This is a genomic window from Kitasatospora sp. NPDC056138, from assembly GCF_042264695.1.
GTDB lineage: Bacteria > Actinomycetota > Actinomycetes > Streptomycetales > Streptomycetaceae > Kitasatospora.
This window is the reverse complement of the sequence record NZ_JBHJVK010000036.1, coordinates 15,574-35,563: the sequence shown is the minus strand read 5'-3', so window position 1 is coordinate 35,563 and position 19,990 is coordinate 15,574. Positions and strand designations below refer to the sequence as shown.

Genomic DNA, 19,990 nt, shown 5'->3' with positions numbered 1-19,990 from the left:
CGCGGGGACCGCGCGAGCGGCCACGCACCTTCGCAGCGTGCCGATCGCACGGACCCCCGACCGCACGACTCCCCGCGCCCCCGGGAAACCCGTCCGCCCCGTGCCCCCGGAAGACACCTGACCAGCCCGTTTCGAGGAGTAGTCATGGCCCAGTCGGCCGCACCGCAACTGCTGCGTCCCGCACCGCAGGCCGCCCCGGCCGGCGGCCGCCGGGTCCTGCTCACCACCGGATCCTCCGACGCCCACACCTGGAACCTGGTGCACCTGCAGCTCTTCCTGGAGGAGCACGGCCACTCGGTGCTCAACCTCGGCCCCTGCGTGCCCGAGGAACTCCTCGTGGACACCGCCAGGTTGACCATGCCGGACCTGGTGGTGTTCAGCTCGGTGAACGGGCACGGGCACCTGGACGGGCTGCGCGCCGTCCGGGCGCTGCGCGCGGAGTCCGACACCCGGGACATCCCGATGATCGCCGGCGGTCTGCTCGGCATCTCGCCGGAGGGCGCCGCGCAGCGCAGCGCCGACCTGCTGGAGGCGGGTTTCGACGCCGTCCACCCCGACGGCACCGGGCCCGAGGTGCTGCTGGAGCGGCTGGCGGAGCTCGTCCCGCTCGCCGCCCCCGCCCCGGCCGGCCCGGCCCGTGCCGAACGGGTCGCGGCATGACCCGCTCGCTCCCCACCCGGAGCCGCCCGATCCCGCCCGACCTGGGCGGCTACGTCCGGGCCGCCGCCGAGGCGGGTGAACTGGTGGTGCAGCCCCGGATGGGCATGGCCCGACCGGAGGAGATGGCCGCCGGGGTCGCCGCCGTCGCCCGGCTGCCCGAACGCACCGTCGCCACCGTCACGTTGGACAGCTACACCCGGGTCGGCGACCACGCCGCCGCCACCGCGGCCGTGCGCGCGGGCCGACCGCTGAACGGCTTCCCGCTGGTCGCCCACGGCCCCCGGGCCGGCGCCCGGGTGGCCGCTGCGGCGGGCCCCGGCACGCCCGTACAGGTCCGGCACGGCTCCGCCGACCCGATCGCCATCTTCCGCACCATGACCGCCGCCGGGCTGTACACCAGCGAGGGCGGCCCGGTCTCGTACTGCCTGCCGTACGGGCGCACCCCGCTCGCCGAGTCGGTCGCCGCCTGGCGGGACGGCACCCGGCTGCTCGCCGAGGAGAGCCGGGCCGCCGGGGCCCGCGCCCACCTGGAGTCCTTCGGCGGCTGTCTGCTCGGACAGCTCTGCCCGCCCTCGCTGCTGGTCGCGGTGTCCGTCCTGGAGGGCCTGTTCTTCGTCCAGAACGGCATCACCAGCGTCTCGCTCAGCTACGCCCAGCAGACCCACGCCGGGCAGGACGCCGAGGCGCTCACCGCCCTGCGCCGGCTCGCCGACGAACTGCTGCCGCCCGATGTGGACCGCCATCTGGTGCTCTACACCTACATGGGCGTCTTCCCCAGAACCGCGCCCGGGGCCCGCCTGCTGCTGGCCCGCAGCGCCGAACTCGCCGTCCGGGGCGGCGCCGAGCGGCTGATCGTCAAGACCGAGACCGAGGCGCACCGCATCCCGACCGTCGAGGAGAACCTGACGGCGCTGCGCAACGCCGCCGAACAGGCCCGCCGCACCCGGCTGGAGCCGGCCGGCCCGGTGGCCGACGGCGGCGAGGTGCTGGCCGAGGCCCGGGCCCTGGTCACCGCCGTGCTCTCGCTCTCCGACAACGTCGGCACCGCCCTGCTCCGGGCCTTCGGGCGCGGCCTGCTGGACGTCCCGTACTGCCTGCACCCCGACAACCGGGGCGCCGCGCGGGGCGTGATCGCCGAGGACGGCCGGCTCCGCTGGGCCGACCTCGGCGCGATGCCGCTGCTCTCCGCCGGACGCCGGACCACCCCGGTCACTTCCGACCGGCTCTCGCTGATGCTCCGCCGGGTCGCCGAGCAGCACGACACGGCGGCCCGGCGGGAGCCGGACGGCCGCCAGGAACCGGGAGCACGGCCGGAGCCGGGGGCACCGCCACAGCCCGCCGCCGGCGCCGGGAGCGACGCCGGGCACGGACACCGGCCCGCCCCGCTGCGGGTCGCCCTGATCGGCGTCGGCCCGCGCGGCCTGTCGGTCCTGGAGCGGCTCGCCGCCCGCTGCCTGGAGCAGCCGCTCGCCCGCCCGGTGGAGATCCACGCCATCGACCCCTACCAGGCGGGTGCGGGACGGATCTGGCGGCAGTCGCAGTCCCCGCACTTCCTGATGAACACCCCGGCCCGCGAGGTCACCATGTTCTCCGGCCCCGGCGACGACGGGCCCGCCCGGCCCGGCGCCGGACCGACCCTCGCCGAGTGGTGGGCCGCGACCGACCCCGAGAACGCCGACCCCGACGGCTACGCGCCCCGGGTGGTCTACGGCCGCTACCTGAGCCACGTCTTCGACCGCGTCGTGGCCGCCCTGCCCGTCGGACTGACCGTGCAGCGGGTCCCCGCCCGGGTTCTCAGCGCCGACCGGATCCCCGACGGGGACGGCGGCACCAGGGCCCACCGGCTGCGCCTGGACCGCGGGGACGTGCTGACCGTGGACCGGGTGGTGCTCGCCACCGGCCACCCCTCCAACGATCTGGACGGCCCGCAGCGCGACCGTGCCGCCTTCGCCGCCGGCAGCGCCACCGTCCGCTACATCAACGGCGACTCCGCCGGCGAGATGCCGCTGAAGGACATTCCGCCGGGCGCCTGCGTCGGCATCCTGGGCATGGGCCTGACCTTCTACGACATCCTGGTCGAGCTGACCCAGGGGCGCGGCGGCCGGTTCGCGCCGGACGGCTCCGGCGGCCTGCGCTACCTGCCCAGCGGGCGCGAACCCCGGGTCTTCCCGGCCTCCCGCAGCGGGGTTCCGCTGCTGGCCCGGGGCGTCAACCAGAAGCCGCCGCTGCACCGCTACCGGGCCCGGCTGTTCACCCCCGAGCGGATGGGCGCGGTCCGGGCCAGGAACGGGGTGGACTTCCACGCCGCGGTACTGCCCTGGCTGATGGCCGAGGTGAACCTGGTCCTGCTGGCCACCCGGATCCGAACCGCGGCCGGGGACACGGCGATCGGGAACTTGGCAGCCGGGGCCACGGCAGCCGGGGCTACAGCAGCAGCCGAGTTCACCGAGCGGGCCGCGGCCGCGCTCGCCGATGTCGACACGCCCCTGCTGGAGCCACTCTCCCGGCTGGCCGCCGGGTACGGGGTGGACCCGACGGTGCTGGCCGACTTCGACACACTGGCCCGCCCGTTCCGGGGCCAGCGGTTCTGCACCGCGGCGGAGTTCCGCACCGCGCTGACCGACTGGCTGCGGGCCGACCTGGCCGACGCCCGGCTGGGCAACGCGGACGGGCCGCTGAAGGCCGCCTGCGACGTGCTGCGGGACGTCCGGCAGACGATCAGGTCGGTGGTCGACTTCGGCGGGCTCACCCCCGAGTCCCAGCGCCGCTTCCTGACCGAGTTCAACCCGCTGGCCGCGCTGATCTCCACCGGACCGCCCGCCGTGCGCTCGGAGCAGTTCCTCGCCCTGCTCGACGCCGGGATCCTCGAACCCGTGGGCCCGCAGGCGGTGTTCCGCAGCGACGGCACGGCCGGACGGTTCACCGTGGAGTCCCTCCAGGTGGACAGCTCCCGGGTCGGCCTGGACGCCCTGGTGGACGCCCGGGTGCCCGGCACCGACCTGCGCTCCGACCGCAACCCGCTGATCCGCGGCCTGCTCGCGGACGGCACCATCCGCACCTTCGTCAACTCCTGGGAGGGGCACGCCTACGACACCGGCGGGCTGGCCTCCACCGACTCGCCGTTCCACCCGATCCGGGCCGACGGGACGGTGGAACGCAGCATGCACGTGATCGGGATCCTCAGCGAGCACACCCGGTGGTTCACCCAGGTGGGCAGCGGACGGCCGGGGTCGTGGGGCGCCTTCACCCGGGACGCCGACGCCATCGCCGCCGCGCTGCTGGACGGGACGATGCTGGAGCCGGCTCTTCTGGCGGACCGGGCGGGTACGCGATGAGCGGCGACTACTGGCGCCATCGCAGGACGGCCGCGCACCGGGAGTTCCGGGCCGCCCGCGACCTGCTGCTGCGGCTGCGCGGCGACCGGGAGTCGGCGTACGCGGAGTTCCGGTGGCCGCGGGCCGATGAGTTCAACTGGGCACTGGAGTGGTTCGACGTGGTCGCCGCCGGGAACGACGGCACCGCGCTCGAAGTGCTCGGCTCCCCCGGACCCGACGGCCGGGTCACCGCCCGCGAACGGGTCTCGTTCGCCGAACTCTCCGCCCGCTCCGACACCCTGGCCACCGAACTGACCGGGCTGGGCGTCCGCCGGGGCGATCGGGTCCTGCTGCTGCTCGGCACCCGGGTCGAGCTCTGGGAGGCCCTGCTCGGCTGTCTGAAGATCGGCGCGGTGGTGGTGCCGACGTACCAGGACGTGACCCGCGAGGAGGCCACCGACCGGATCGGCCGCGGCCGGATCGCCCATGTCCTGTGCACGGGCGAACTCGCCGCGCTGGTCGACGACCTGCCCGTGCCGGGGTGCCGGATCACGCTCGGCGCGGAGCGGCCCGGCTGGCTCCGCTACCCCGACACCCGCGTGCGGCGCCCCTACCTGCCCACCGGCCCGACCCGCTCGGCCGACCCGGCGTTCTGCTACTTCACCTCGGGCACCACCTCGCTGCCCAAGCTGGTCGAGCACACCCACGCCAGCTACCCCGTCGGCCACCTCTCCAGCCTCTACTGGAACGGCCTGCGGCCCGGCGACCGGCACCTCAACCTGTCCGCGCCCGGCTGGGCCAAGCACTCCTGGAGCAGCTTCTTCGTGCCCTGGACGGCCGGGGCCACGGTGCTCGCACCGCCCGACGGCGGGCTGCCCGCCCACCTGCTGCCCCGGGTGCTCACCGCGCACCAGGCCGACAGCTTCTGCGCACCGCCCAGCGCCTGGCGCGCCCTGCTGCCCCATCTGGCCTCCGGACGGCCGAAGTTGCGCGAGGCGACGGCCGCCGGGGAACCGCTCACGGCCGAGGTGATCGAGCAGGTGGCCGCCGCCTGGGGCGTCCGGGTCCGGGACGGCTACGGGCAGACCGAGGCCACCGCGCTGATCGGCCGCACCCCCGACGAACCCGAACCGCTCTCACCGCTCGGGCACCCGCTGCCCGGCTACCGGATCGTGCTGCGCGACCCGGTGACCGGCGCGCCCGGGGAGGCGGGCGAGGTCTGCATCGACCTCACCGACCGGCCGGCCGGCCTGATGGCCGGTTACGCCGACGCTCCGGAGCGGACGGCGGCCGCCTTCGCCGACGGCCTCTACCGCACCGGTGACAGCGGCGAGCGCTGCCCCGACGGTTCGATCCGGCTGCTCGGCCGGACGGACGAGGTCTTCAAGTCCTTCGGACACCGGATCTCGCCGGTGGAGATCGAAGCGGTACTGCGCGGACACCCGGCGGTGGCCGACGCGGCCGTGGTGCCCAGGGCCGACCCGCTCGGGGGGTTGGTGCCGCACGCGGTGGTGGTACTGCGTTCGGGGCTGCCGACGGGGGCGGGAGCGGCGGCGCTGCGGCGTGCGCTGCTGGAGCGGGCGGCCGCGCAGCTGGCGCCGATCTTCGTCCCCCGGGGGCTGGACTTCTCGGCCGGCCTCCCGAGAACCCGCTCGGGCAAGGTCCGCCGGACCGAACTGGCCGCAGCCCTCCGGGAACAGGGGTGAACCTCCGGGGGCGGTGCACGGCAGTTCGAGTGCCGGAGCATCCCCCCACAGGGGGTTGCCCGCGCAGTTCCCCGCGCCCCGGAGTGGTGCACGGCCGAGCGGGTGCCGAAGGGTCAGCCGTCGGCCCGGGGGGCCGTGCCGAGCAGGGCCGCCGCGACCGTGCGGGCGCGGGTGGCGGCCTCCGGGGTGGCCTCGCGCAGGGCGGTGATGATCGCGCCGTCGCCGAGCAGGGCGAGTTGGCGGGCCAGCGCGAGGTGGTCCCGGTAGCCCCCGGCGGCGAGGAGCCGGTCGAGGAACTCGATCACCTTCTCCTTGTGCTCGTGGGCGACCCGGTGCGCCGCACTCTCGTGGTCGGCCTCCTCGACCATCGTGTTGATGAAGGCGCAGCCCCGGAAGTCGGCGGCGGCGAACCGTTCGGCCAGGCCGTCGAAGAGGGCGAGCGGGAGGTCCGCCGGGCCGAGCGAGCTGGCCGCAACCGTCTCGGCCAGCCAGGCCCGCCAGTTGGCGTCGCGGCGCCGCAGCACCTCCACCACCAGCTCGTCCTTGCTGGGGAAGTGGCGGTAGAAGGAGGCCCGGCCCACGCCGGAGTCCGAGAGGATCCGCTCGATCCCGACCGCGCGGACGCCCTCCTCGTAGAACAGCCGCTCGGCGGCGACGAGGAGTCGTTCCCTGGCTTGGCTCGGCATTCGAAAACGGTACCACTCGATTCTGAATCGCGGCACGGTCCACCACCCGACGCCGGATCGACCTCCGCCGCGCGACCTGACATTGACGAGAGCCCGCGTTGACCGAGACGGAACCGATCGGTACCGTCTTTTTCGGTACCGATCGGTTCCATATGATGCTGATCCGAGGAGACTCGCCATGTCCCGTCTGCCCCAACTGACCGTCGAGACCGCCACCGAGGAGCAGCGCGAGCTTCTGGAGGGCACCCTCAAGCAGCTCGGCAAGCTGCCCAACCTGTACGCGGCGATGGCCAACGGGCCGGCCGCCCTGCGCGGTTACCTGGCCATGCGGGAGGCCCTGGTCGGCGGCAGCTTCAGCACCAAGCAGCGCGAGCAGCTCGCCCTGTTCATCGCCCAGAAGAACAGCTGCACCTACTGCGTCTCGGCGCACACCCTGCGCGGCGGCAAGGTCGGCCTGAGCGAGGAGCAGCTGCTCGCCACCCGCAAGGGCCAGGACACCGACCCGCACATGGACCAGGTGCTCAAGCTCACCGACGCGGTGATGACCGAGCGCGGCCGGGTCAGCGACTCCGCTCTCGCCGAGGCCCGCGCGGCAGGTGTGACGGACGCCGAGATCGCCGAGATCGTGGGGCACGTCGCGCTCAACGTGCTGTCCAACTTCTTCAACCACGTCGCCGAGCCGGAGCTCGACTTCCCGCTGGTCGACGCCCACCTGGCCGAGTAGAGTCCAGCGCGACGAGCAACGGCGCCCGGCACGGAGACGAGCCGGGCGCCCCTGGGGCCCGTCCTCGAACTCCCGCCCACCGGGCGGACGGCGGGAGTTCGAGGACGGGCCCCGGCGTCTGTCTACGAGGGCCCCGCCACCAGCGTGGCGGCACGGGGGAGCAGCAGTGGATATCGACGTCAGAACCCTCCGCACCTTCTGCGAGGTCATCCGCACCGGGTCGTTCACCAGGGCCGCCCAGCGGCTCGGCTACTCCCAGTCGAGTGTGACCGCCCAGATGCGCGCACTGGAGCGCGAGGTCGGCGAACAACTCTTCCAGCGGCTCCCAAGCGGCGTCCAGCTCACTCCCGCCGGACTGACCCTGCGCGGCTACGCCGACCAGCTGCTCATCCTGGTGGGCGAGCTGGAGGAGGCGCTGCGCGGCCCGGCCACCACCGTGCCGCGGCTCACCGTCGGCGTCGTCCCGACCCTGGCGTACGGCGAACAGCTCGCCAGGATCGCCCACTTCGGCCGCGCCCAGCTCCCCGGCGCCCACCTGGCCCTGCGGGTCCTGGGGACCACCGAGCTCCAGGCCGCCCTGCGGAACGGCGAGCTCGACTGTGCGGTCGCGCTCACCGGCCCCGCGGCCGGCCGGGAGCCGGCCAGGACCTCCGCCGCCACCACCGCCCTCGCCGGCGCTGCCGCCCAGGCCGTCGCCGGTCCGCCGGCCGCTCCGGCCGCCACCCCGGTTCCCTCCCCGGCTTCCGCTCCGGCTGCCACCCCCGCGGCCGACCCGGCCCCCACGGGGCCGGTTCCGCAGGCGGTCACCGGCCCGGTCTCCGCAAGAGGGCACGAACCCCCGGCCGAGTGGAGACGGACCGGTGCGGGCCACCGCACCGCCGTGCTCGCCGAACGGGCGGCCCGGGCCGGCCACACCGACCGCCGCGCCGCCGAGGATCTGGTCGAAACCCCGGTCCGGGCACTGGACTTCGCGCCCGTCGCCGCCCTGCCGGGACACCGCAGGCCCGTCGGCCGCACCGGCTCCGCCGCCGCCCCCCAGGTCCTGCTCACCGACCCCGACTGCCCCTCCCAGCGCTGGCTCCCGGAGTTCCTCCGGCTGCGCTCGGGCGAGCCCCCGGACAGTCTCGAACTCGGCTCGGTGGAAGGCGTGCTGGCCTCCGCACAGTCCGGCCTCGGCTGCGCGATGCTCCCGTGCGGGCTCACCACCGCCCGCCACGGCCGCAGTCTGCTCCCGCTCCCCGGTGTGCCGCGGATGCGCTGGCAGATATCCCTGCTCTCGGCCCGTACGCCCGCCCTGCCGGAGCCGCACCTCCGGGGCCTGGCCGAGACCGTCCGCCAGGCTCTGGGCACCGAGGCGATCCGCCTGCCCGGCGGCCCCGCCTGACGCTCCACCGCCCGGCACCGCCGGGAACCGCCGGGAACCGCCCGGATCCCCCGCTACACGCCAAGGGTGTCGTGGACCAGTACCTGACGGGTGAGCTGGACCCGGCTGGAGACATTCAACTTCGCGAACGCGTGCCGGAGATGGGTGTCCACGGTGTGGGGCGAGAGAAAGAGTTCCTCGGCCACCGCGCGGTTGGTCATGCCCAGGGCCACCAGGCGGGCAACGCGCAGTTCGGCCGGGGTGAGGGCGTGCCATCCGGCGCTGATCCGGCCGGGACGGGCCCGCCGTCCCATCTCGATCGTACGCACAGTACCCCGCCTTTCTGATCTGTCGTCACTTCGGCTCCGGGCCGGCGGATCCGTGCTCCGCTGAATTCGATGCTGCCGCAGCGCGGAAAGCACCGGCAAGGCGGCTTTGGCGACAGCGACAGGTGACGGACAGAACGTCAGTTGCGGGTGAAAACGTCAGGTCGTGTGTCAGGTCTGCGCAGTCGGCCGGTACACCGGCCGACCCGGCCGGCCGGAACGCACCGGTCGGAACCCGCCCCCGGACACGCCGGAACACACGCCCCGAACGCACCGGGCGGAGCGGCCGCGTGCTGCGGCCGCTCCGCCCTCCGGTACGGCGGGGGTCAGGCGGTGGCGCCGCCGTCGATGACGTGGTCGTGGCCGACCACGAAGCTGGAGTCCTCCGAGGCCAGCCACAGGACGGCCGCGGCGATCTCCTCCGGCTGGGCGACCCGGCCGAGCGGGTTGGTCGGGGCGAGACGGGCGTCGCGCTCCTCGCGGGTCTCGCCCGGGAGGTAGGACATCGGGGTGTCGATCGGGCCGGGGCTGATCGAGTTGATCCGGACGCCCTGCGAGATCGCCTCACGCGCCGCCGTACGGGTCAGGAAGCTGACGCCGGCCTTGGAGGTGGCGTACGCGCTCATGCCCGCCAGGCGCCAGTGCGCACCCAGATTGGAGGCGGTGTTGACGATCACGCCGCCGCCGTTGACGCCCATGTGGGCGATCTCGTGCTTCAGGGCGAGGAAGACGCCGGTCAGGTTGATCGAGAGGACCCGGTTCCACTCGTCCTCCTCGTGCTCGCCGACGGGGGTGCCGCCGCCGAGGACACCGGCGTTGTTGAAGGCGATGTGCAGGCCGCCGTAGCGGGACACCGCGGTCTGGACCATGTTGGCGACCGAGGCGGAGTCCGAGACGTCCACCAGGACGCCGCTGGCCTCTCCGCCCTCGGCCTCGATCAGCTTGACGGTCTCGGCCACGCCGTCCTCGTTGCGGTCGGCGACCAGGACGGTGGCACCCTCCCTGGCGAAGGCGAGGGCGGTGGTCCGGCCGAGCACACCGGCGGCACCGGTGACGAGCGCGATCTTGCCGGCGAAGCGGGTCATGGGAATCTCCTTGATGATGAGGTGAGGTGTCAGGTTTCGGTACTGCTGGGTCATGTCGCGTGCCGTTAGGGCTGCTTGGCCCTGCCCCGCTGGAGCAGCGCGAGGACTGCGACGGCGGCGAGCGCTGCGGCGGCGACGGCGAAGGCGAAGCCGTAGCCCCCGGCGGCGGCCGCACCGGGGGTGAGCCCGGTGAGGGAGGCCGCGTGTGCGGTGGCGATCGGGACCAGGACGGCGAGGCCGACCGGCGGGCCGATCTCCATGGCGGTGTTCATCACGCCGCCGGCCAGTCCGGCCTGGTGTCCGGGAGCGTCGCTGACCGCCCACACGGTGGCGCCGGAGAAGGTGAATCCGGCGCCGATCGGGAAGATCACCAGGCCGGCCAGCAGCGGCCCGAAGTACGGGGTGTCCTGCTCCATCCCGGCCAGGATCAGCAGTCCGAGGGCCGAGACCCCCAGACCGGCCGCGGTCACCAGGCCGGGCCGGAAGCGCTGCAGGGCGCGCCCCGCCAGGGTGGCGGCGAGCAGGACGGACAGTGCGGGCGGTACGAAGGCCCCCGAGGTGGCGATCGGCGAGTACCCCCGGACCTGCTGGAAGAACAGGGTCAGCAGGAAGAAGTAGGTGGCCATGCCGGCCGCGGTGAGCGCGATCGCCACCAGTGCCGTCGCCCGTCGGGGTGAGGCGAGGAAGGGGAGCGGGACCAGCGGCTTGGCGGTGACCTTCTGGGAGAGGACGAAGGCCGCGATCAGCACGGCTCCGGCCGCGATCCAGCCGAACCGCAGTTCGCCCAGACCGAAGATCAGTGCTGCCAGGCCGGCCGTGATGAGCACCGCGCCGACGGTGTCCAGCCGTTCCCTGCGGACACCGGGGCCCGTCGGCAGCACGCGGGGTGCGAGCAGCACCACCACGGCGGCCAGGACGGCCGGGACCACGAAGATCCAGCGCCAGGACACCCAGGTCAGCACCACCCCGGAGAGAATGTTGCCGGAGCTCGCGCCGATGCTGGCCAGTACGCCCCAGACCGCCAACGCCCTCCCGCGTTCCACGGGTTCGGGGAAGACCGAGCCGAGGAGTGCCATGGCGGCCGGTGCGGCGCCCGCGGCGCCGACCCCCTGAGCGAACCTGGCCAGAACCAGCACCCAGAGCGAGGGTGAGGCGGCCGCCGCCGCCGAGGCCAGTCCGAAGACCAGCACTCCGGCGACGAACACCCTCCGGTGGCCGAACAGGTCGGCCAACCGCCCGCCCAGCATCAGCAGTCCACCGAAGGAGAGGCTGTACGCCGAGATCGCGAAGACCATCTCGGCCTCGGTGAGCCGCAGTTCACGCTGGATGGCCGGCAGCGCCACCGTGATCACCGTGATGGTGGCGATCAGGACGATCTGTACTGCGCCGAGCAGCACGAACGAGGCCCGTTGCCGCTCGACCCGGGGCGGGTCCTCCACGGCCAGCTCCACAGCCATGCCCACTCCTTAGAAGACTGATCGTTCTAGATAGAAGCGATGTCGGTGCAGTGAATCCGCAGGACCCGATGGCCAAAACCGTAGCAGCCTCAGAACGCTCGGTCTAGATAAGCCCGGACTGCGCCCTCCGAGTCGCCCGTTTCAGCCCCTCGGAGGTGCCTCCAGTCTGCCCGCCGAGCACCCGCCGAGTATCACGTGAACGAGCGATGTCCCGGCCGCCCGGACGCAGCAGACTCATCCTCAGCAATTCCGAGATCGAGAGGAACTCTCATATGTCTCAGCTGAGTTGGACTCTTCCGGTGGCAGCGCAACGCGGCGCCGGCGAATCCCGCGAAGTCCGTCTGGACCGCACCCAGGTGTGGCAGGGACTGGTGCGCAAGGCCGAGAACCCAAGCCCCTACGTGCCGGCCGTGACCGCCTGCCGAATTCTGGAACGCTTCGACAACGGCTTCCTGCGCGAGATCACCGTCCGGGACGAGATCCAGGTCCAGGAGCGGGTCACCTTCGAGCCCGACAGCCGGGTGGTCTTCCGCCCGGTGAACGACCCCTGCATCGCCGAGATCGTCAACGAGATGGGCGAGGGGCCGGACGGCGCGCCGACCCTCACCCTGCGGGTGACCCTCTCGCCGGAGGGCGTGACCAAGGCCGAGCGGACCCGCTACTTCCGGCACGAGACCGAGCGCTACTTCTCCGACGCGCTCCGGTTCATCGTCGACGGCCTGGTCGACCAGCACGCCGCCCCCTCGTTCGCTTGATCGTCCGTCACATCCCCACCCCCACAACGGAGGTTCGCACCATGGCCGGGTACTCCCGCCGCCTGTTCATCAGAGACACCGCCCTGGTCACCGGAGCGGCGGCGGTCCTGCCGACCGTGGCGTCCGTCGCCACCGCGTTGGCCGCCGACACGACCGCCGACGGTTCGGGCGTCAGCCCGGTGGTGACCGTCCGGCCCGCCGACCGGCAGTACCCCGACCTGGTCTGGGGTGCCAACCGGCGCTGGGTCGGCACCCCCGACTACGTGCACGTGGTCAGCTCGGACGCCCAGGTGGTGACGGCGGTCCAGCAGGCCGTCGACAGCGGCCGGGGCATAGCCGTGCGCAGCGGCGGCCACTGCTACGAGGACTTCGTCAGCAACAGCCGGGTCCGCGTGGTCATCGACATGTCCGCCATGAACAAGGTCTCGTACGACACGGGCCGCCGGGTCTTCGCGATCGAGGCCGGCGCCAAGCTGGGCGAGGTCTACCGCGGGCTGTACCGGAGCTGGGGCGTCACCCTGCCCGGCGGCAGCTGCCCCGGGGTCGGCGCCGGCGGGCACATCGCGGGCGGCGGCTACGGGCCGCTGTCCCGGCTGCACGGACTGATCGTCGACCACCTCTGGGGCATCGAGGTGGTGGTGGTCGACAGCACCGGTACGGCGAAGAAGGTGGTCGCCACCCGCGAGGCCGGCGACCCCAACCGTGAGCTCTGGTGGGCCCACACCGGCGGTGGCGGCGGCAACTTCGGGGTCGTGCTGCGCTACCTGATGCGCTCGCCGAACGCGACCGGCACCGCACCGGCGGACCAGCTGCCGAAGCCGCCCGCCGAGGTGCTGGTCGCGAGCGTGAGCTGGCCCTGGGCCGACATGACCGAGGCCGCGTTCACCAGGATCCTCGGCAACTTCGGCCGCTGGCACGAGAAGAACAGCGCCCCGGACTCCCCGTACGCGAGCCTGTTCAGCCAGCTCAAGCCGCAGCACAGGTCGGCCGGTTCGTTCGCGCTGACCGCGCAGATCGACTCCTCGGTGGCCGGGGCGGACAAGCTGATGGACGACTTCCTCGCAGCGGTGAACGACGGCTCCGGCATCTCGTTCCGCGTCGACGACCGGCGCCGGATCTCCTGGCTGCACGCCGTCACCCAGTGGCCGGGCTTCACCGGGACGGACACCTCGACCCGGTTCAAGGCCAAGTCCTCGTACATGCGCCAGGGCTTCACCGACGCCAACCTGAAGGCGTTCTGGACGCACATGACCAGAACCGACTACTCCCACCCGGCCTCTCTGGTGATGATCACCTCCTTCGGCGGGCGGATCAACACGGTCGACTCCGCCGCCACCGCGGTCCCGCAGCGCGACTCGATCCTCAAGCTGCACTTCGTGAGCTTCTGGACCGACGAGGCCGAGGACGCCGCCAACGCCGGCTGGGTCCGTGCCCTCTACCAGGACGTGTACGCGGCCAGCGGCGGGGTGCCCGCCGCCAACGCCTACACCGACGGCTGCTTCATCAACTACGCGGACGCCGACCTGGCGGACCCGAAGCTCAACACCTCCGGGGTGGCCTGGTCCGACCTGTACTTCAAGGGCGGCTACCGGCGGCTGCAGACCGCCAAGGCGCAGTGGGACCCCAAGAACGTCTTCCAGCACAGCCTGTCGATCAAGGCGGCCCAGTAGTGGCCCGGCCGGAGGGCAGCGCCCTCTCCCGGCGCCGGATGCTGGCGGGCACCTCCGCCGTGCTCGGCGCGGCGGCCGCCGCCTCGGTGGGCGCGGCCGGGCCCGCCCCGGCCGCGCCCGGCCCGGCCGCGCCGGCGGCACCGGGCGGCACGCCGTTCGGACCGGTCACCGTGGCGCCCGGTGACGCCCGCTACCCGGACCTGGTCTCCGGGATGAACCAGCGCTGGAGCGCCCGGCCCGAGGCCGTCCAACTGGTCGACTCCACCGAGCGGGTGGTCGCCGTGGTGCAGCAGGCGGTGCGGGCCGGCAAGCGGGTCTCCATCCGCAGCGGCGGCCACTGCTACGAGGACTTCGCGTACAACGCCGAGGTCCAGGTCGTGATCGACATGTCCGAGATGACCGCCGTGTACTACGACGAGCAGCGGGCCGCCTTCGCCGTCGAGGCCGGGGCGACCAACCTGCACGTCTACGAGCGGCTCTACAAGGCGTACGGCGTGGTGCTGCCCGCCGGGGTCTGCTACTCGGTCGGCGCGGGCGGCCACGTCAGCGGCGGCGGCTGGGGCCTGCTGGCCCGCAAGTACGGGCTGGCCGCCGACCACCTGCACGCCGTCGAGGTCGTGGTGGTGGACCGGGACGGCACTGCGCGCGCGGTGGTCGCCACCCGCGAGGCCGGCGACCCCAACCGCGAGCTCTGGTGGGCCCACACCGGCGCCGGCGGCGGCAGCTTCGGGGTGATCACCCGCTACTGGTTCCGCACCCCGGGTGCCACCGGCGCCCCCGGCGACCTGCTGCCGAAGCCGCCCGCCGAGGTCTACCTCAGCGCGGTCTCCTGGCCCTGGGAGCAGTTGACCGAGTCCTCCTTCACCACCCTGGTCCGCAACTACGCCGCCTGGCACGCCGCCCACGCCACCGCCGGGACGCCGTACGACGGGCTGTTCGCCAACTTCAACCTCAACCACCGCTCCAACGGCGAGATCAGCCTGCTCACCCAGATGGACGCGACCAGGCCCGACTCCCGCCAGCTGCTGAACGTCTTCCTCGCCGACATCACCGAGGGCGTGGACGTTCCGCACGGCGCGGCGACGGCACCGATGGGCGAGCACGGCCCGATGCCCGAGTACGCCACCCCGCAGCGGCTGCCCTGGCTCCAGGCCACCCGCTACCTGGGCACGACCAACCACATCCTGGTCGACCCGACGCTGCGCGGCGACCAGAAGTCCGCGTACATGCGCAAGGGCTTCCCGGACGGCCAACTCCGCAAGATCTACCGGCACCTGACCCGCACCGACTTCACCAATCCGGGCGCGATGCTGCTGCTCAGCGCGTACGGCGGCAGGGTCAACAGCCTCGCCCCCGGGGACACCGCCTCGGTGCACCGGGACTCGATCTTCAAGCTGCTCTACCAGACCTACTGGAGCGCCCCGGAGGACGACGCGCGCAACATCGGCTGGCTGCGGGAGTTCTACGAGGACGTCTACGCGGAGACCGGCGGCGTGCCGGTGCCGAACGACACCACCGACGGCTGCTACGTCAACTACCCCGACATCGACCTGAGCGACCCCGGCCGCAACACCTCCCAGGTCCCCTGGTCCACGCTCTACTGGGGCTCCAACTACCCCCGCCTCCAGCAGGTCAAGGCGGTCTGGGACCCGCGGGACTTCTTCCGCCACGGCCAGTCCGTCCGGCTGCCGGGCAAGTAGCGCGGGCAACCGGTCCGCTTCTAGTGGAACAAACGGTCTCGAATGCTGCTACGGTCGTGACATGGCGAGGACCAAGGATTTCGATCCCGACACCGTACTCACGCAGGCGATGGACCTGTTCTGGGAGCGCGGATACGAGGCCACCTCGATGGCGGAGCTCGTGGAGCATCTCGGAATCGCCCGCGCCAGCCTGTACGGAACGTTCGGCAGCAAGCACGACCTGTACCTGGCGGCACTGAAGCGCTATCTGGAGATCAGGGAGGCCGGGTTCGTCCGGGCGATGTCCCAGCCGGGCCCGGTCCTCCCCGCCGTCCGCGCCCTGGTGCACAGCTGGGTCGACGAGGCGCTGCACGACCCCGCGCAACTGGGCTGCCTGGTGGTCAACGCCGCCGTCGAGCTGAGTCCGCGCGACCCCAAGGTCGCCCACCAGGTGGAACTCAGCTGGGGTGTCCTGGAGACCACCCTGACCTCCGCGCTGATGCGGGCCGTCGCCCAGGGCGAACTCCCCGAGGACCGGGACCCGCAGACGCTCGCCCGCTTCCTGCTGGTGATGCTCCAGGGCATCCGGGTGATCGCGCGCGCCGCCCCCGACGCCGGCCGGCTCCAGGCCGCCGCCGCCCAGACCCTCGCCGCCCTCGACTGAGGCCGGTCCCGGCCGTCCGGGAGCGGCGGGGTCACCCCGAAGGGCCCGGGGCCGGGCGGGACGAAGAGCACCGGCCCGCCCCGGGAGGCAGGGTGCGACCTGCCCTCCGGGGCGGTCCGGACGAAGTCCCCGCTCCGTCCCGCACGGTTACCCGCGCCGCCCGAGGGGCACCGCGGGAGTCTCAGCGCGGTTCGCCGAACCAGCGGCTGAGCGCCTCCCGCAGCCGGTCCGCGTCGTCGTCCGAGCCCTGCGCGCTCCACGCCGCGTACCCGTCCGCCCTGACCAGCACCGCGTCGGTCGCCGCCTCGCCGCCGAGCCGCGCGCCCACCACGTCCACCCGGTCCGCCCAGCCCCGGGCGACCGCCCGCAGGTCGGCCCGGTCCGCCAGGTCGAGCAACACCGCCCGCCCGCCGTGCAGCAGTTCCGCCAGGCTCCCCACGCTCCCGTGCGCGGCCTTCAGCGCCAGGTCCGGCACGAACCGCCCGGCGACCGGGTCCTGCGGCAGGCCCACGTCGTAGACGGTACGGGTGCCGCTGACCATGCCCGCGAGGTAGTCGTTGACCTCGGGCATCTGCATCAGCTCGCCGAAGAGTTCGCGCAGCGCGTCGGTCCGCGGGTCCGGGTTCATCAGCGCCACCTGGGCGCGCACGTTGTACAGGACCTCGGCCGCCACCGGGTGCCGCTCCGAGTGGTAGCTGTCCAGCAGGCCGTCGGGCGCCCAGCCGGCCACCACACCGGCCAGCTTCCAGCCGAGGTTGACCGCGTCCTGGAGACCGGTGTTGAGCCCCTGCCCGCCCGCCGGGAAGTGGACGTGCGCCGCGTCACCGGCCAGCAGGACCCGCCCCTTGCGGTAGTGCTCGGCCTGCAGCGCGGCGTCGCTGAACCGGCTGAGCCACCTCGGCGAGTCCATCGGCACGCCCCGCCCCACGATCCGCTCGGTCTCGCCGCGCAGCTCGTCCAGGGTGACCGGTGCCTGCCGGTCGGGGTGCGGGCCGCGGAAGTCGTAGGTGCCGACCCGGCTGTGGCCGTACGGGTTGACCCAGAAGATGGTCCAGCCGCGCTCGGTGCGCTGCCAGCCCGCCGGAACGTCCTCCGGGTGCGCCAGCCGCACCTCGCCCATCAGGCAGGACATGGTGGCGGGCGTCCCGAGGAAGTCGATCCCGGCCGACTTGCGGACCACGCTGCGCGCGCCGTCGCAGCCGACCACCCAGCCGGCCTCCAGCCGCTCGGTGCCGCCGTCGGCGGTGCGCAGCGTGAGGGCGACCCGGTCACCGTGGTCCTCGACCCCGGTCACCTCGACCCCGCGCCGGACCTCGGCGCCCAGTCCGAGGGCACGACGGGTGAACACCTGCTCGGCGTACGCCTGCGGGCTGCCGATCAGCGCGGGCTGCTCGTCCACCACGGGGGCCAGGTCGAGTCCGAAGATCCCGCCGAAGTGGAACGGCACCCGCTGCTGCGGCCGCCGGGAGGCCGGGTACGGGCCGGGCTGCACCGCGTCCAGCAGACCGCGCCGGTGCAGGGTCTGCGCCGTCCGCGCGTGCAGGGTGCCCGCCTTGGACTCGTCGGTGGGCGCCGGGAGCTTCTCCAGGACCAGCGTCCGCACCCCGTGCAGCGCCAGTTCGCCGGCCAGCAGCGTGCCGACCGGCCCGCCGCCCACAATCGCGACATCGATGGGCAAGGCGGTGCCTCCAGTTCGGTGCGGCCGGTTACGGCGCGGTGGTGCCGATCGCGCCGATCGTGCGTTCCGGTCCGCGGATCCCTCAAGGCCGGCAGGGGCGCTGTGTCACCTGCCGGATACTCCGTCACCTCGGCCGCAGGTGACACGGTGGCCGAACCACCATGCTGACGCTCCGTTACTGTGGTGGTCGCACACCATCCTTCTCCGACCGTCCACGAATCGTGTTGACCTGGTCATTGCCGAGTCATAGCGTCCCCTTGCACAGCGAAGGTTCTCGGCCATCCGGAGGGGACGGTGTTCTCAAGTCCGGCGCAGCACGGCGCCCTTGCGGTCCTGGAGCTGCTCGCCACCCAGGCCCCGCCCGGCGAGCTGGACGAACTGATCCGCTCGGCCCGGCGCAGCGGGGCGAGCCCCGAGACCCTGGAACGGCTCGACCGCGCCCGCCAACTCGCCCTGCGGGTGCACTCACTGCTCGACCGCCACCAGCAGCGCGAGGCCGTGCTCTCCTCACTGGTGGACTCCGCCCGCGACCTCGCCGGGCCGCACGAGCAGGACGGCCTGCTCGAAGTCGTGGCCCGGCGCGCCCGGCTGCTGCTCAACCTCGACATCTCCTTCATCAGCATCCACGAGCCCTCGGACGGGACGGAGTCGGTCCGCGCCGCGGACGGCCACTCCAGCACCCTGCTCACCGGGTTCGAGGTGGAGCGGAACGCCGGAGTCGGCGCGCTCGCCCACGCCGCCTCGGCACCGTTCTGGACCCCCGACTACCTGGCGGACGAGCGCTTCCCGCACACCGAGCGGCTCGACCGGCTGATCCGCACCGAGGGCGTGCGCACCCTGCTGGCCGTCCCGCTGCGTCACGGCAACGAGGCTTTCGGCACCCTGTACGCGGGCGCCCGGAGCATCAGGCACCTGCGACCTGACGAAGTGTCACTGATGAGTTCGCTCACCGACCTCGCGGCCGGCGCCCTCGACCGGACCAGGCTGATCTCCCGGGTCCAGGCCGAAGTCGCCGAACTGGCAAGGGACTCCACCCGTGCCCGGTCGGGCCTCAGCACGGTACGCCGGGCCGCCGACGCGCACCGGCGGCTGATCGAACTGGTGCTCACCGGCTGTGATCTTCCCACCCTGACGGCCGAGGCCGCCCGGGTCCTGGACGGCAGCCTGGCCGTCACCGGCTCCTGCGGCGAGGAGTTCGCCACCGCGGGCGACCCCCTGGACCTCGACCGGCGGACCCTGATCGAGACCTACCTCGACGCACACACCTCCCTCGACCCGTTCGCACTGGCCGACGGCACCTGGGTCGCCCCAGCGGTCGCGGGCAGCGAGAGCCTGGCCCTGCTGCTGCTCCGGCCGAGGACGCCGCCGGACGAGCACGGCGTCCGGCTGCTGCGGCTCGCCGCCCAGGCGGTCTCCCTGCAACTGGTCCTGCTGCACAGCGCCGCCATCGCCGAAGGGCCGGTCCGCGACGAACTCCTGGACGACCTGCTGGCCGAACCGCCCCGGCCCGAGTCCCAGCTCCAGGTCCGGGCGCAGCGGCTGGGCCTCGACCTCGACCAGCCGCACATCCTGGTGATCGCCCGGCCCGAGGGCGGCGCACTCGGCCGCGCGGTGATCTGGGCCTCCTCCTACGCCGGACGCACCGGCGGCCTGAAGAGCGTGCGCGACGGCTGCCTGGTCCTGCTGCTGCCCGGTACGGACGCCGCCGGCACCGCACGGGCCGTCTGCGACGAACTGGCGCCGCTGATCGGCCACCCGGTCACGGCGGGCGCCGCCGGTCCCGGCCGCGGCCCGGCCTCCTCCACCCGGCTGCACCGCGAGGCGCAGCGCTGCCTGGAGGCCCTCACCGCCCTCGGCGGCACCGGCGGCAGCGCCGCCACCGAGGACCTCGGCTTCCTCGGCGTGCTGCTCTCCGACAGCCAGGACATCGGCGGGTTCGTCACCGGCGTCCTGGGGCCGGTGCTGGAGTACGACCGCCAGCGGTTCACCGAGCTCACCCGCACCCTGGACGCGTACTTCGATTCCGGCGGCAGCCCCACCTACGCGGCCGAGGCCCTGCACGTCCACCCCAACACGGTCTCCCGCCGTCTGGAACGGATCGCCGAACTCCTCGGCCCCGACTGGCAGAAGCCCGCGCAGGCGCTGGAGATCCAGCTCGCCCTCCGCCTGCACCGCACCCGCCGGGCACTGGGGAACCAGTAGGCCCGGTCCGGCCCGGACACG

At 73.4% G+C, this 19,990-nt stretch carries 15 protein-coding genes; 10 read left to right on the top strand and 5 right to left on the bottom strand.

Annotated elements, in window-relative coordinates:
• Window positions 1-144: 144 nt before the first annotated feature.
• Genes ACFC1R_RS21860 through ACFC1R_RS21850 form a run of 3 tightly spaced genes read left to right on the top strand, consistent with a single transcriptional unit; the run spans window position 145 to window position 5,680 of the window.
• A complete protein-coding gene (locus tag ACFC1R_RS21860; protein WP_375941004.1) occupies window positions 145-660 on the top strand; it encodes a cobalamin B12-binding domain-containing protein in 516 nt (171 codons plus the stop codon).
• Window positions 657-3,995 (top strand): FAD/NAD(P)-binding protein, encoded by a 3,339-nt coding sequence (locus ACFC1R_RS21855; protein WP_375941002.1) that lies wholly within the window; start codon window positions 657-659, stop codon window positions 3,993-3,995. The genes ACFC1R_RS21860 and ACFC1R_RS21855 overlap by 4 nt, the downstream gene beginning before the upstream one ends.
• Window positions 3,992-5,680 carry an AMP-binding protein gene (locus ACFC1R_RS21850; RefSeq protein ID WP_375941000.1) on the top strand — a complete coding sequence of 563 codons (1,689 nt, stop codon included), beginning with the start codon at window positions 3,992-3,994 and terminating at the stop codon, window positions 5,678-5,680. Before ACFC1R_RS21855 ends, ACFC1R_RS21850 begins: the two co-directional genes overlap by 4 nt.
• 113 nt (window positions 5,681-5,793) lie before the next feature.
• Here ACFC1R_RS21850 and ACFC1R_RS21845 read toward each other — a convergent pair whose 3' ends face one another.
• Window positions 5,794-6,366: a TetR/AcrR family transcriptional regulator gene (locus tag ACFC1R_RS21845; protein WP_375940998.1), complete on the bottom strand. Its 573-nt coding sequence runs from the start codon at window positions 6,364-6,366 to the stop codon at window positions 5,794-5,796.
• Window positions 6,367-6,544: 178 nt separating this feature from the next.
• Here ACFC1R_RS21845 and ACFC1R_RS21840 point away from each other — a divergent pair, with 178 nt between their 5' ends.
• Together ACFC1R_RS21840 and ACFC1R_RS21835 are read left to right on the top strand one after the other, a co-directional pair.
• Entirely contained in the window at window positions 6,545-7,090 is a 546-nt protein-coding gene (locus ACFC1R_RS21840; RefSeq protein WP_375940996.1) for a carboxymuconolactone decarboxylase family protein, read from the top strand.
• A 166-nt stretch (window positions 7,091-7,256) separates the two neighbouring features.
• Window positions 7,257-8,474, top strand: coding sequence for a LysR family transcriptional regulator (locus ACFC1R_RS21835; RefSeq protein ID WP_375940994.1), 1,218 nt, complete (start codon window positions 7,257-7,259; stop codon window positions 8,472-8,474).
• A gap of 53 nt (window positions 8,475-8,527) precedes the next feature.
• Here ACFC1R_RS21835 and ACFC1R_RS21830 read toward each other — a convergent pair whose 3' ends face one another.
• The 3 genes from ACFC1R_RS21830 to ACFC1R_RS21820 all read right to left on the bottom strand — a co-directional run bounded on the left by ACFC1R_RS21830 (window position 8,528) and on the right by ACFC1R_RS21820 (window position 11,321).
• Window positions 8,528-8,782, bottom strand: a complete 255-nt coding sequence (locus ACFC1R_RS21830) for a response regulator transcription factor (RefSeq protein WP_375940992.1) — start codon at window positions 8,780-8,782, stop codon at window positions 8,528-8,530.
• A 323-nt stretch (window positions 8,783-9,105) separates the two neighbouring features.
• The gene (locus tag ACFC1R_RS21825) at window positions 9,106-9,864 is read right to left on the bottom strand and encodes an SDR family NAD(P)-dependent oxidoreductase (protein ID WP_375940990.1); all 759 of its coding nucleotides are present in this window, start codon (window positions 9,862-9,864) and stop codon (window positions 9,106-9,108) included.
• A gap of 65 nt (window positions 9,865-9,929) precedes the next feature.
• Entirely contained in the window at window positions 9,930-11,321 is a 1,392-nt protein-coding gene (locus ACFC1R_RS21820; RefSeq protein WP_375940988.1) for an MFS transporter, read from the bottom strand.
• Window positions 11,322-11,620: 299 nt separating this feature from the next.
• Here ACFC1R_RS21820 and ACFC1R_RS21815 point away from each other — a divergent pair, with 299 nt between their 5' ends.
• From ACFC1R_RS21815 to ACFC1R_RS21800, 4 genes are all read left to right on the top strand, one after another.
• Window positions 11,621-12,076: an SRPBCC family protein gene (locus tag ACFC1R_RS21815; protein WP_375940986.1), complete on the top strand. Its 456-nt coding sequence runs from the start codon at window positions 11,621-11,623 to the stop codon at window positions 12,074-12,076.
• Window positions 12,077-12,117: 41 nt separating this feature from the next.
• Entirely contained in the window at window positions 12,118-13,746 is a 1,629-nt protein-coding gene (locus tag ACFC1R_RS21810; RefSeq protein ID WP_375940984.1) for an FAD-binding oxidoreductase, read from the top strand.
• Between the two features lie 38 nt (window positions 13,747-13,784).
• A complete protein-coding gene (locus tag ACFC1R_RS21805; RefSeq protein ID WP_375941093.1) occupies window positions 13,785-15,446 on the top strand; it encodes an FAD-binding oxidoreductase in 1,662 nt (553 codons plus the stop codon).
• Window positions 15,447-15,507: 61 nt separating this feature from the next.
• Window positions 15,508-16,089 (top strand): TetR/AcrR family transcriptional regulator, encoded by a 582-nt coding sequence (locus ACFC1R_RS21800; RefSeq protein ID WP_375940982.1) that lies wholly within the window; start codon window positions 15,508-15,510, stop codon window positions 16,087-16,089.
• 181 nt (window positions 16,090-16,270) lie between these two features.
• Here ACFC1R_RS21800 and ACFC1R_RS21795 read toward each other — a convergent pair whose 3' ends face one another.
• On the bottom strand, window positions 16,271-17,767 hold the full coding sequence (locus ACFC1R_RS21795; RefSeq protein ID WP_375940980.1) for an FAD-dependent monooxygenase: 1,497 nt from the start codon (window positions 17,765-17,767) through the stop codon (window positions 16,271-16,273).
• A gap of 294 nt (window positions 17,768-18,061) precedes the next feature.
• Between ACFC1R_RS21795 and ACFC1R_RS21790 the strand changes: the two genes are divergently transcribed.
• Window positions 18,062-19,969, top strand: coding sequence for a helix-turn-helix domain-containing protein (locus ACFC1R_RS21790; RefSeq protein ID WP_375940978.1), 1,908 nt, complete (start codon window positions 18,062-18,064; stop codon window positions 19,967-19,969).
• Window positions 19,970-19,990 lie beyond the last annotated feature (21 nt).

What these genes read in the sequence shown, in the direction of transcription:
- ACFC1R_RS21820 (WP_375940988.1), bottom strand. Translation starts at nt 11,321, where the DNA reads ATGGCTGTGGAGCTGGCCGTGGAGGACCCGCCCCGGGTCGAGCGGCAA.
- ACFC1R_RS21840 (WP_375940996.1), top strand. Translation starts at nt 6,545, where the DNA reads ATGTCCCGTCTGCCCCAACTGACCGTCGAGACCGCCACCGAGGAGCAG.
- ACFC1R_RS21810 (WP_375940984.1), top strand. Translation starts at nt 12,118, where the DNA reads ATGGCCGGGTACTCCCGCCGCCTGTTCATCAGAGACACCGCCCTGGTC.
- ACFC1R_RS21805 (WP_375941093.1), top strand. Translation starts at nt 13,785, where the DNA reads ATGCTGGCGGGCACCTCCGCCGTGCTCGGCGCGGCGGCCGCCGCCTCG.
- ACFC1R_RS21855 (WP_375941002.1), top strand. Translation starts at nt 657, where the DNA reads ATGACCCGCTCGCTCCCCACCCGGAGCCGCCCGATCCCGCCCGACCTG.
- ACFC1R_RS21845 (WP_375940998.1), bottom strand. Translation starts at nt 6,366, where the DNA reads ATGCCGAGCCAAGCCAGGGAACGACTCCTCGTCGCCGCCGAGCGGCTG.
- ACFC1R_RS21800 (WP_375940982.1), top strand. Translation starts at nt 15,508, where the DNA reads ATGGCGAGGACCAAGGATTTCGATCCCGACACCGTACTCACGCAGGCG.
- ACFC1R_RS21850 (WP_375941000.1), top strand. Translation starts at nt 3,992, where the DNA reads ATGAGCGGCGACTACTGGCGCCATCGCAGGACGGCCGCGCACCGGGAG.
- ACFC1R_RS21825 (WP_375940990.1), bottom strand. Translation starts at nt 9,864, where the DNA reads ATGACCCGCTTCGCCGGCAAGATCGCGCTCGTCACCGGTGCCGCCGGT.
- ACFC1R_RS21860 (WP_375941004.1), top strand. Translation starts at nt 145, where the DNA reads ATGGCCCAGTCGGCCGCACCGCAACTGCTGCGTCCCGCACCGCAGGCC.